Genomic DNA, 11,884 nt, shown 5'->3' on the forward strand with positions numbered 1-11,884 from the left:
CCCAATGAGCGCGGTCATCCGTACCCCCGGTGGGTTGTCGGTGCGGTTCCGCCCCCGGGCCCTGGCCGTCGGTCTCGGCGCGACGCTGCTCGCCGCCGGGCTCTCGCTGGTCGCGATGGGCAGCGGCGACTACCCGATGGGCCCGACCGACGTGCTGCGCGCCCTGACCGGCGGCGGCAGCGTGGCGGAGCAGTTCATCGTGACCGAGCTGCGCCTGCCCCGGTTGGTCACGGCCCTGCTGGTCGGCGCCGCGTTGGCGCTGGGCGGCACGCTGTTCCAGTCGCTGGTCCGCAACCCGCTGGGCAGCCCGGACATCCTGGGCTTCACCCAGGGCGCGTCGACCGGCGCGCTGGTGGTGGTCGTCGTGGGCGGCGGGAGCCTGGCCCTGGCCGGCGCGGCGGTCGTCGGTGGGCTCGCCACCGGCCTGCTGATCTACGCGCTCGCGTGGCGGCGGGGCGTGCACGGCTACCGCCTCGTCCTGGTCGGCATCGGCGTCGCGGCGATCCTCACCGGCGTGAACGGCTACCTGCTGACCCGGGCCCCGCTGATGGACGCCGCCCGCGCGGTGCTGTGGCTCACCGGCAGCCTGGACGGACGGGGTTGGGCCAACGCCGGGCCGCTGTTGGCCGTCACCGCCGTACTCACGCCGCTGGTGCTCGTCGGTTGCGCGCCGGCGCTGCGGATGATGGAACTGGGCGACGACACGGCCAGCGCGCTCGGCGTGCCGGTACGACGGATGCGTCTGGTGCTGCTCGCCGCGGCGGTGCTGCTCGTGTCGTTCGCGGCGGCGGCGGCCGGCCCGGTGTCGTTCGTGGCGCTCGTCGCGCCGCACGTCGCCAAGCGGCTGACCCGCGCGCCCGGGCCGAACCTGCTGCCCTCGATGGCGGTCGGCGCGGCCCTGCTGGTCGGCGCCGACCTGGTGGCCCAGCGCGCGTTCGCCGGGCATCAGCTTCCGGTCGGCGTCGTCACCGGCGTGCTCGGCGGCGGCTACCTGGTCTGGCTGCTGGCCGTCGAACGCCGGGCGGGCCGGCTGTGACCACCCCTGGACAAGGAGCACCCATGACGTCCCGCCTTGGCGGCAGCGCGCTGACCCTCGCCTACGACCGGCGCACCATCTCCGAGAACCTCACCGTGGCGGTGCCCGACGGGTCGTTCACGGTGATCATCGGACCGAACGCGTGCGGCAAGTCGACGCTGCTTCGCGCGCTGTCGCGGATGCTGCGCCCGAGCGCGGGCACGGTGCTGCTGGACGGTCGGGACATCCACGACCAGCCCGCCCGCACGGTCGCCCGGACCCTCGGCCTGCTGCCACAGACGTCGATCGCGCCGGACGGGATCGGCGTCGCCGAGCTGGTCGCCCGGGGTCGCTACCCGCACCAGGGACTGCTGCGGCAGTGGTCGCGCGAGGACGAGCGGATCGTCGACGAGTCGATGGCCGCGACCGGGGTCGCCGACCTCGCCGACCGGCCGGTGGACGAGCTGTCCGGCGGCCAACGGCAGCGCGTGTGGATCGCGATGGCGCTGGCGCAGCAGACGCCGCTGCTGCTGCTCGACGAGCCGACGACCTACCTCGACATCGCCCACCAGATCGACATCCTGGACCTGTGTGCCCGACTGCACGAGGAGCAGGGCCGTACGCTGGTCGCGGTGCTGCACGACCTCAACCACGCCGCCCGGTACGCCACCCACCTCATCGCCATGCGTGACGGTCGGGTGGTGGCCGCCGGCGACCCGCGCGAGGTGGTGACCGCCGACCTGGTGGCCGAGGTGTTCGGGCTGCCCTGCCGGGTGATCGACGACCCGGAGACCGGCACCCCGCTGGTCGTACCGGCCGCCCGCCGACGCACGGCCGAACCGGCATGACGGCACGACTGTTCCGCGACCCGTGGGGCGTGCCGCACGTCCGCGCCGACGACCCGCTCGCCCTCGCGGCGGCGCAGGGTCGGGTGACCGCGTACGACCGGGCGTGGCAGATCGAGGTCGAGCGGCACCGGTCGCAGGGCACCAGCGCCGCCTTCCTCGGCGTCGACGCGCTCGGCTGGGACCGTTTCGCCCGGCAGGTACGAATCGACGACACCGCCCGCCGCGCTCACGCCAACCTGGACGCGTCGACCGCCGAGTGGGTGGGCGCGTACGTGACCGGGGTGAACGCCGGCCTCGCCGCCGGGGCGGCCCGCGCGCCGGAGTTCGCCGCCGTCGGGCTCGCCCCGGGCCGGTGGGAGCCGTGGACGCCGCTCGCGGTGTGGCTGGGGCATCACATCCTGTTCGCGGGGTTCCCGGGCAAGCTCTGGCGCGAGCACGTCGCGCGGTGTCTCGGCCCGGCGGCGGTCGGGGCGTTCGCCACCGACGGGCCGGCCGTCGCCGGCAGCAACGGGTGGTTGCTCGCCGGTTCCCGCACGGCCAGCGGCGCGGCGCTGCTCGCCGGCGACCCGCACCGGATCCTGGAGGACCCGGGCGTCTACCAGCAGATCCGGCTGGCCTGCCCGGAGTACGACGTGGTCGGCCTGGCCGTGCCCGGCGTGCCGGGCATCGCGCACTTCGGCCACGCCGGCCCGGTGGCGTGGGCGATCACCAACGCGATGGCCGACTACCAGGACGTCTACGTCGAGCGGCTGCGCCGGCACGACAGCGGGGTGCGGGCGCTCGGCCCGGACGGCTGGCGGCAGGCGTCCGTGCACGTCGAGACCATCGAGGTGGCCGGCGCGGACCCGGTCGAGGTGGAGATCGTCGAGACCGACCGGGGCCCGGTGATCGCCGGCGGGCCGGACGATGAGACGGCGCTGAGCCTGCGCTATCCGCCCCGGGTCACCGGCGAGCTGGGCTTCGCGGCGATACCGGAGCTGCTGCGGGCCCGCAGCGTGTCCGATGTGGACGACGCCCTGCGGCACTGGGTGGAGCCCGTCAACGTGGTGCAGGCCGCGGACTCCGCCGGGGGTCTGCTGCACCGGGTCGCCGGTGTGGTGCCGGTGCGGCACCCGGACAACGGCCGGCGGCCGGTCCCGGCATGGGAGACCGCGTACGCCTGGCGGGGCTGGTACGCGCCGATGCCCCGGGCCGAGGTGACCGACCGGGCGGTGATGGCCAACGAGCGCGGGCTGTCCGCGCCGCTCGGCGTCGAGTTCGCCCCACCGCACCGCGCGCGCCGGATCGCCGATCTGCTGGACGTCGGCCGCGACTTTACCGCCGTAGACATGACGGCGATCCACACCGACACGTACCTCGGTTCCGCCGGGGCGCTGCTGGGTGTCCTCGACGCGGTGACCGGGCTCGGTCCGGCCGCCGCCACGCTGCGCGACCGGCTGCTGCGCTGGGACCGGCGGATGCACGCCGACAGCGTCGACGCCGCCGACTTCGCTCTCCTGCGCGCCGCCGTCGTACGCCGGATCGCCGACCACCCGGCCCTGGCCGCGCTGGCCGAGCCGCCCGCGTACCCCGACGTGTTCGCGCCCTGGTTGGCGCTGACGCCGCGGGTCGGTTACGCGCTGGAGCACCTGCTCGGCGCGGCCCCGCTGCCCGGTGTGGACGTCGCGGCGGTGGTGCGCGCGGCGGCCGAGGAGGTCGCCGCCGCGACGGACGGCACGGTGCGCTGGGGTGACCTGCACCGGCTGACGACCTGGCGGGCGCTGCCCGACCCGGACGCCGCCCCCGGCCCCCGCCTCGACGGCGACCACGACTGCGTGCTGGCCACGTCGAGCGTCCCCGGGGTCACCCACGGATGCTTCCGGGGGCCGGCCGCACGGTACGTCTGGGACCTGGCCCGGCGGGAGGACAGCCGGTGGGTGGTCCCGTCCGGCGCCAGCGGGGTGCCGGGCGACGAGCACCACCACGACCAGCGGTCCGCGTGGCTGGCCGGTGAGCTGCTGCCGGTGACGACCGACTGGGACCGCCTCACCGAGGAGCCGGATGAGCACTGACCGACAGCACTACCGACGCGACGTCCCGGGATTCGGTGTGGTCACCATCCGGCCGGTACGCCCCGACGACGACGCCGACCTGCTGCACGCTTGGGTCACGACCGACCGGGCCCGGTTCTGGGGGATGCGCGACGCCAGCCGCGAGCGGGTGCGCGAGATCTACGCGTACCTGGATTCGCTGACCACCCACCACGCGTACCTGGTGCACCGCGACGGTGTGCCGGCGGCGCTGGCGCAGACGTACGAGCCCGGGACCGACCCGGTCGGCGACTGCTACGAGGTACGTCCCGGCGACGTCGGCGTCCACCTGCTGGTCGGTCCCGCGGCGACCGTCGAGCGGGGCTTCACGGGCGCGCTGTTCGACGCGATCCTGGCGTTCGTCCTCGCCGACCCGGGCCGGCTGCGGGTCGTCATGGAGCCGGACGTGCGCAACGACCGGATGCACCGGCGGCTGCTGCGCAGCGGCTTTCGTCCCGGCCCGGAGATCGAGCTGCCGGAGAAGAGCGCACGGCTGTACTTCCTCGACCGGCCGCAGAGCGCCGGCTGATTCCCGCGACCGCGACAGCCGTCGGCCGGGGCGCGCGTGCACCCCGGCCGACGGCCGGTCGTTCCTAGCGCAGGCCGAACGCCCTCGTGATGCTCTGGCTCACGGTGTTGCCGGCCGAGTCGCGCGCCGTCGTCCGCAGGCTCACGAAACTGGCCTTCGCCGGCGCGTCCAGCGCCGTACGCCAGCCGTCACCGTGCCGGGTGAGCCGTGGCTTCTGCCACGTCCTGCCGTCGTCGTAGGACACCTCGACGGTGACCGGACCCACCGTGGCCGAGACGCCGGCCAGGTGGGAGGCGACCACGGTGAGCGGCGCCCGCCGGGACGCCGTACCGTCGCGGTCGATGGCCACCTCGTAGTCGAGCTGGATCATCGGCACCACCTCGGCCGACTCCGCGCCGGTGGCCGCCGAGCTGAAGCCCCACTCGGTGCGGGTCTGCCGGGAGTACGGGTTGGTCCAGGCCGCCCGGTCGTTCTCCACCACCAGGCGGTACGGCAGCCGCTGCGCGGACAGGCCGCCCACCTGGAGGTACTCGGCGTTACCCCAGTTCAGCTCCTTGTCCCCCTGGTAGAGGGTGGTCCGGTTGACCATGTCGAAGTTGGCGTACGCCTCACCGACGTGCCCACCGCCGTCGCCCCACCCGGGCGCGGGCAGGTAGAGGGTGTCCAGGTAGCGCACGGGAACGTAGCTCCCACCCATGCGGGGGCGCTGGATGGGCCCGAACCAGGTGACCGTGCTCGGCTTGTTCGCCGCGTAGGTCGCCACCGCCATCGGGTGCTGCCCGGTCTCCCCGGGGATGAACGCGTCGTCGAGCCAGCGCTGGTCGGCGCTCACCCAGTCGGTGCGCCGGCCCTGTGCCGGTGCGATCTCCTGGTTGCCGGACGCGAAGCCCTTCCAGATGTCGGTGCGGAACTCCAGCGCCCGGCCCTGCCGGTAGTTGCGGAACTCCACATCCACCCGGGCCAGTTGCCGCTTCGTGAACCGGTAGGTCGGGTCGACCGGCACCGCGCCGGTCCAGTGGTGCGCCACGTCGTACAGGTAGCTCGTCTCCGGGTGCGACTCGACGGTCAGCCGCACCGGGCCACGCTCCAGCGCCGCGACGAGCTGGTCACCCTCGTCGGCGCTGAGGCTCGCCACGGTCAGCGGGGGGGCCGGGCTCTCCGGGCCCCACATCGCCTCGTCCCACGGCTGGAGCCGGCCGACGCCGTCGTTGACCACCAGCAGCAGCCTCGCCCCGGCCGCCGCGGCGGCCTGCGCCTGGGTGGCGACGTCCACGGTGTCGCTACGCCGGACCACCACCGCCCGGTCCCGGACCGGCCGCTTCGCCAGCTCCTTCGCGGACGCGTCGGCGACGTAGACCGCGTCGAGCTGGCGACGCCCCTCCGGCAACGCCGGGGTCGAGCGCTTCACCCGCAGATCGTCGTACGACCGGCCGCCGGCCGCCACGGTCAGCGCCGGCTGCTCCAGGCGCCACCGCGCGCCGAACTCGAACTCGCCGTCGGTGACCGCACGGCCCGTCGGCAACGCCCACATGCTGTCGTACGAGTCGTCGGGCAGCACCTGACTCTCCGTGAGACTGTTGCCGGTGGAGCGGTGGATGTCCATCCGCAGCGAGGTGGCGGTGGCCTCCTGCGGCACCTCCGCCCGCACCTGCCGGGCCTTGCGCGCGTCGAGGACGACGGTGCGGTCGGCGCTCAGGTCGACGTCGACGAAGCTGAGCATCGCCATGCCCTTGGAGCGCGGCCCGTGCACACCGCGCACGTCGGCGGTGATCCAACCGGACCAGCTCGCCACCGGCAGCCGCAGCGTCGCGGTGCCGCTCTCGGGCAGGTCGACGGCGGTGAACAGGCCGTCGGTGGTGAGCAGGACCTTGCCGGCGAGCGGCTTGCCGTCCCGGTCCTTCGCGACCAGTGTCAGGTTCTGCCGCTGACCCTCCCGGCTCGCCCCGATCAGGGTGCGACCGCGGACCGTACCGGCGGCGTCGGTGGCGACGATCATGCCGCTGACCTGCTTCTCGACCGCAAGCTTGTCGTACGCGGCGGTCAGGGTGACGGTGGCCGTGCCGTTCGCGGGCACGGTCACCGTGTCGGCGGAGAGCGCGAAGAGACCGGCCGGGGCGCTCGGCGCGTCGAGGGCGAGCTTCAGGGTGACCGGCGCGCTGCCGACGTTGGTGTAGGTGACCGTCCGGTCGACCGTCGTACCCGGCTGCTGCGGCCAGCCCTGGAAGCCGGAGTAGGCGCTCGGGGTGGCGAAGACGGTGGCGTGCACGGCGGCGACCGCGTCCACCCGCCCGGCACCGGCCTGGTACGGGGTGTAGTCCGGGGTGGCCTTGACGGTGCTGACCAGCGCCTCCTTGATGCGCTGCCCGGTCCAGTCGGGGTGCGCGGCGGCGACCAGCGCGGCCGTGCCGGCCACGTGCGGAGTCGCCATCGAGGTGCCGCTCATCAGCGTGTAGTCCCCGGAGCCGCCGCGCACCAGGTGCGAACGCGCGGCCAGGATGTCCACGCCGGGTGCGGTGATCTCGGGCTTGAGGCCACCGTCGCCCGCGCGCGGGCCCTGGCTGGAGAAGTCGGCGAGGTGGTCGGTCGAGTCGACGGCGCCCACGGTGAGCGCGGAGTTCGCCGCGCCGGGGCTGCCGATGGTCGCCGGGCCGCTGTTGCCGGCGGCGACCACGAAGAGCGCGCCGGTCTCGGCGCTGAGCCGGTCGACGGCCTGGCTCAGCGGGTCGCTGCCGTCGGTGGACTCACCACCCAGGCTCATGCTGATGATCCGGGCCTTCTGCTCCCGGGCCGCCCACTCCATGCCGGCGATGATCCACGAGTCCTGCCCGCCGCCCTCGCTGTTGAGCACCTTGCCGACGTGCAGCCGCGCGCCGGGGGCGACACCCCGCTCGACGCCCCCGGACGCGGCGCCGGTGCCGGCGATCGTCGAGGCGGTGTGCGTGCCGTGCCCCTGGTAGTCGAGGATGTCGGGCTCGTCCGGCACGAAGCTGCTGGACGCGGCGATCTGGCCGGCGAGGTCCGGGTGCTCGGCGTCCGCACCCGTGTCGAGGACGGCGACGTCCACACCAGCGGCGGTGTTGCCCTCGTCCCACACCTTCGGCGCGCCGATCTGCGCGGTCGACTCGGCGAGGTCTGCCCGGACCCGGCCGTCCAGCCAGACCTTGGCGATACCGCTCGCGAGCGTCGGCGTGTCGCCGGTCCGGCGGGCCGTGCCGGCGGTCAGCGCACCCCAGAACTTCTCGGCGCTCTCGCGCGGGCGGTTCAGTGCCGCGCCCCGCACGCTGTCCAGGGGCCGCACCAGCTCGGAGCCGTCCACAGTGGGGCGGGTACGGGCGCGGGCCGCGGCGTCGGTCAGGGTGACGATCAGCGGCAGCGCGTTCGTGTGCACGTCGTCGTACCCGTCGGCGATCAGGTCGGTGACGTTGAACAGCCTCTTGTCGACCAGGCCGCTCGTGACGTACGGCAGCGCGGCGTCCGGGTAGACGTAGGTGTCGCCGTCGAGCACGGTGCGGTGGAAGGTCGGCGTGCTGCCGTCGGGCCGGCGAACGGCCGTGACGGTGCTGCCGTCGGCCGCCGTGGTGACCGTGACGAGGTCCCCGGTGATCAGGGTGACGGTGGACGCCCGACCCGGGGCCGCGGGCGGCTGGCCGGTCGGGCGGGTGGGATTGCCGGGCGGGGCGGCGGACGCCCCCGTACCGGGTGGGGTGAACCCGGCGGTCAGAGCGAGGGCGGTACCGAGGGCGATCAGCCCGGATCGGCGACGCCTGGGAGACAGAGCCACGATGACCTCTTTGTGTCGAGGAGCGGTACGCAGCACAGCATCAAGGCAACGCCCCGCTGTCCCACCCCGCCGACCCCCGGCGCGTTCATGCCATGGCACAAACCCGCCACCCCGCGCCGCCATCCCTCCCCCACCCGCCGCCCTCGCCCTCGCTCCCGTCGATCAAGGAGTTGTGGTGCCCGATGTCGAGTGAAAGGCGGCTTTCGCGCCCCACCACAAGTCCATGATCGACGGCGCGGGGCGGGCGGCGGCGCAGACCGGGGGGCGGGGCGGGCGGGGGGCGGGGGGTCAGTTTGGGGTTGTCAGTTTGGCTAGGTGGTCTAGTTGGGTGGGGTCGGTCAGGGCTGAGCCGACGGCTACCACGCGGACGCCGGCGTCCAGGAACGCGGCGGCGTTCGTGGCGTCCAAGCCGCCTGTCGCGACGAAGCGGAGCTGCGGGAAGGGGCCAGCGATGGCCTTGAACCAGGCCGGCCCGAGGGAGATCGCGGGGAACGCCTTGAGCCAGGTGAGGCCGTGCCGCAGCGCCGCCTGCGCCTCCGTGGGAGTGGCGACGCCGGGCAGGTGCGGCAGACCGCGCGCGGCGGCGGCGTCGGCCACCGCGAGGTCCAGACCGGGCGCGACGGTGAACGCGGCGCCCGCGGCGGCGGCCGCCGCGACCGTCTCGTCGTCGAGCACCGTGCCGGCGCCGACGATCCGGCCCCGTGCCGCGCCCGCCTCGACGGCGGCGCGCAGGGCGGGCACCGCGTCGGCGGTGGCGACCGGCACCTCCACCACCTCGATGCCGAGGTCCCAGGCGCGTTCGGCGAGCCGGACCGTCTCGGCGACCGGCAGGCCGCGCAGGATCGCCATCACCCGGGCGCCGCCGAAGAGGTGCGCGAAGTCCGCTGTGGTCATGGTCCACTCCATCCGAGGTCGCGGGAGATCTGCTGGGTGGTGGCCAGCAGTCGGGGTAGTAGGGCGCGCAGGTCGGCGAGGGTGGCCACGACCGTCGGCGCGGTCACCGACACCGCGGCCGTGACCGCGCCGTCGGCCTGTCGGACCGGCGCGGCCACACAGTTGATCAGCGGCTCGAACTCGCCGTCGTCGGTGGCCCAGCCCCGCGCGGCGACGGCCGCCAGCTCCGTGCGCAGCGCCGCCGGGTCGCAGATGGTGACCGGGGTGTACGCCGGCAGCGTGCCGCCGTCGGCCAGCTGGGACACCCGGGACGCCGGACCGTACGCCAGCACCACCTTGCCCACCCCGCTGGCGTGCAGCGGCGCGGTGCGGCCGATCCGGGAGTACATGCGGACCTGGCCCCGGGCCTCGATCTTGTCGACGTAGACGAGGTCGTCGTCGACCACCTGCGCGAGGTGGATGGTGTGCCCGCAGTCGCGGCCCAGCGCCGCCAGGTGGGGGCGGGCCACCGCGCGGACGTCCAGCGAGTCCAGTGCCTGCTGGGCGAGGTCGATCAGCCGCAGACCCACCGTCCAGCCGCCGTTGGCGCGGCGCGCGAAGCCACCCGCCTCGAGCGTCTGCAGCAGCCGCAGCGCGGTGGACTTGTGCACGCCCAGGTGGGTGGCCACGCCGCCGAGCTGCGCCGGCTCGCGGGCCAGGAGTTCGAGCACGCGCATCGCCCGGTCGACGCCCTCGGACACCGCTCAGCCCTCCGCTCGGGCGGCGGTCAGGTCGGGTGGCGACCAGGGACCGTCGAGCAGCCGCTCGAACCACGACCACGGCGGCAGCGGAGCGTCGTCACCGGTGCTGCCCAGCGCCTGCGCGGCGACGAGGTGACCGAGGCGCAGCCGTCGCGTCGGGTCGAGGTCGCGCAGCAGTCCGGCCAGGTAGCCGGCGGCGAAGGCGTCACCCGCGCCCACCGGTTCCACCACCGATACGCGGGGGGCGGGGACGACGACCGGCTCGGCGTCGCGGAACAGGACGGTGGCACAGACCGCGCCGTCCTTGACGACCACCGCCTGGGGGCGGGGCAGCAGCCGGCGTACGGCGGCCGGATCGCTCGTGCCCCAGAGGGCGTACGCCTCGTCCTGCCCGACGAAGACCAGGTCGCTGCGGTCGGCGAGGTCGCGCAGCACGGGCGCGGCCCGTTCGGCGGGCCAGAGCCGGGCCCGGTGGTTGACGTCGAAGCTGACCAGCGCGCCCGGTAGTGGCCGGTCGGTCACCGCGCGCTCGACCAGCGCCCGGCAGGAGGCGGAGAGCGCCGGGGTGATCCCGGACAGGTGCAGCACCCGTGCGCCGGCCAGCCGTGGGTCGGCCAGCGTGTCGCCGTCCATTCGGGACGCGGCCGAGCCGGCCCGGTAGTAGTGCACGGCGGTGGCCGTGGGGCCGGGGTCCTTGGCGTAGAGGCCGGTGGGCGCGGCCGGGTCCACCACCACCAGGTCGACGTCGACGCCGGTGTCGGCGACGTGCCGTACGACGAGCCGGCCGAAGGGATCGTCGCCGACCCGGCCCACCCAGGTCGCCCGGTGGCCGAGTCGGGCCAGGTAACCGGCCACGTTGGACTCCGCGCCGCCGACCGAGACGGTGACGCGTTCGGCGTGCTCCAGCGGCTCACCGGCGGGCGGGCACAGCATCACCATGGTCTCGCCCACGGTGACCACCTCGGCCGGCGGCGGGCCGGCCGAGGTGGCCGTGCGGTCTTCTCGGGGCTCGCTCGGCATGGCGGCGCACGTCCTCGGGGAGGGGTCCGGGGTCCCGCCGAGCCTAGGCGCGTTGTGCCACGTGAGCAACCCGTTGCGCTGAGCGCAACAGCGATCAGGGCAGGGTCAGTCCGTACGCCGCCAGCACCTCCGCGATGGGCTGGTAGTAGGTCGTGCCGCCGGACGTGCAGTTGCCGCTGCCACCGGAGAGGATGCCGATGATCGTGCCGGTGGACGCCACGTACAGCGGCCCGCCGCTGTCCCCCGCCTCGGCGCAGATGTTGGTGCGGATCAGGCCGTAGACCACGCCGGTGGCGTAGTTGACGGTCTGGTTGAGCCCGGTGACCGTGCCGCAGCGCACGCCGGTGGTGACGCCGCTGCGGCACACCGCCTGACCCACGTACGCGGTGCCGGGTCCGTTGATGGTCAGCAGCCCGGGGTAGGTGTAGACGGCGCTCGGATGCGCGATCCGGCCCGTGTAGCGGATCAGCCCGTAGTCGTTGCCCGGATAGCTGGTGGCGGTACGGGTGCCCAGGACGGTGGTCTGCGCGCTGTCGGCGTACCAGGTGCTGACGGTCCCGGTGCAGTGGCCGGCGGTGACCACGTAGTAGGTGCTGCCGCTGCGTACGTTCGCGCCCAGCGAGCAGCGACTACCACCGCCGTAGATGCCCTGACCGGCGGCGATCAGGGTGCGCAGCGTGCCGGGCTCCCGGCGCAGCAGCGCACCGGTGCGGTCCGCCGCCTTCCGCAGCCTGGCCAGGTCGGCGGGCGTCACGGTGTCGTCGACGGTGACGGTCATCCGGCCGGTGGCCGGGTCGAGCCCCCAGGCGGTGCCCGGCGTGCGTACCCCGGACAGGACGCCGGCCACGTCGGACGCGGCACGGTCGGGAAGGGCGGCCTGGGCCGCGCCCGGCGCGGCGAGGAGCAGGGCGGTCAGGACGAGGGCGACGAGCGGGGAACGGCGCATCCGAACCTCCGACGGAGATCGAGATCGATGGATGTCGACAAG

The 11,884-nt window shown here is 74.6% G+C and carries 9 protein-coding genes; 4 read left to right on the top strand and 5 right to left on the bottom strand.

Annotated elements, in window-relative coordinates:
• The first annotated feature begins 4 nt into the window (after nt 1-4).
• From ABZ272_RS11020 to ABZ272_RS11035, 4 genes are read left to right on the top strand one after another with little or no spacing between them, the layout of a single operon-like run.
• Nucleotides 5-1,036 carry an iron chelate uptake ABC transporter family permease subunit gene (locus ABZ272_RS11020; RefSeq protein ID WP_355049736.1) on the top strand — a complete coding sequence of 344 codons (1,032 nt, stop codon included), beginning with the start codon at nt 5-7 and terminating at the stop codon, nt 1,034-1,036.
• Between the two features lie 23 nt (nt 1,037-1,059).
• Nucleotides 1,060-1,863, top strand: coding sequence for an ABC transporter ATP-binding protein (locus ABZ272_RS11025; RefSeq protein ID WP_355049737.1), 804 nt, complete (start codon nt 1,060-1,062; stop codon nt 1,861-1,863).
• On the top strand, nt 1,860-3,914 hold the full coding sequence (locus tag ABZ272_RS11030) for a penicillin acylase family protein (protein ID WP_355049738.1): 2,055 nt from the start codon (nt 1,860-1,862) through the stop codon (nt 3,912-3,914). Before ABZ272_RS11025 ends, ABZ272_RS11030 begins: the two co-directional genes overlap by 4 nt.
• On the top strand, nt 3,904-4,461 hold the full coding sequence (locus tag ABZ272_RS11035) for a GNAT family N-acetyltransferase (RefSeq protein ID WP_355049739.1): 558 nt from the start codon (nt 3,904-3,906) through the stop codon (nt 4,459-4,461). Before ABZ272_RS11030 ends, ABZ272_RS11035 begins: the two co-directional genes overlap by 11 nt.
• A gap of 64 nt (nt 4,462-4,525) precedes the next feature.
• Here ABZ272_RS11035 and ABZ272_RS11040 read toward each other — a convergent pair whose 3' ends face one another.
• The 5 genes from ABZ272_RS11040 to ABZ272_RS11060 form a co-directional block, all read right to left on the bottom strand.
• Complete coding sequence (locus ABZ272_RS11040) at nt 4,526-8,242, bottom strand: S8 family serine peptidase (RefSeq protein ID WP_355049740.1); 3,717 nt, start codon at nt 8,240-8,242, stop codon at nt 4,526-4,528.
• 288 nt (nt 8,243-8,530) lie between these two features.
• On the bottom strand, nt 8,531-9,136 hold the full coding sequence (locus tag ABZ272_RS11045) for a bifunctional 4-hydroxy-2-oxoglutarate aldolase/2-dehydro-3-deoxy-phosphogluconate aldolase (RefSeq protein ID WP_355049741.1): 606 nt from the start codon (nt 9,134-9,136) through the stop codon (nt 8,531-8,533).
• On the bottom strand, nt 9,133-9,876 hold the full coding sequence (locus tag ABZ272_RS11050; RefSeq protein ID WP_355049742.1) for an IclR family transcriptional regulator: 744 nt from the start codon (nt 9,874-9,876) through the stop codon (nt 9,133-9,135). The genes ABZ272_RS11045 and ABZ272_RS11050 overlap by 4 nt, the downstream gene beginning before the upstream one ends.
• A 3-nt stretch (nt 9,877-9,879) precedes the next feature.
• Nucleotides 9,880-10,896 (bottom strand): sugar kinase, encoded by a 1,017-nt coding sequence (locus tag ABZ272_RS11055; RefSeq protein WP_355049743.1) that lies wholly within the window; start codon nt 10,894-10,896, stop codon nt 9,880-9,882.
• A gap of 94 nt (nt 10,897-10,990) precedes the next feature.
• Nucleotides 10,991-11,842: a S1 family peptidase gene (locus ABZ272_RS11060; protein WP_355049744.1), complete on the bottom strand. Its 852-nt coding sequence runs from the start codon at nt 11,840-11,842 to the stop codon at nt 10,991-10,993.
• Nucleotides 11,843-11,884: the final 42 nt, after the last annotated feature.

The sequence above is a fragment of the Micromonospora sp. NPDC005979 genome, assembly GCF_040614415.1.
Lineage (GTDB): Bacteria > Actinomycetota > Actinomycetes > Mycobacteriales > Micromonosporaceae > Micromonospora.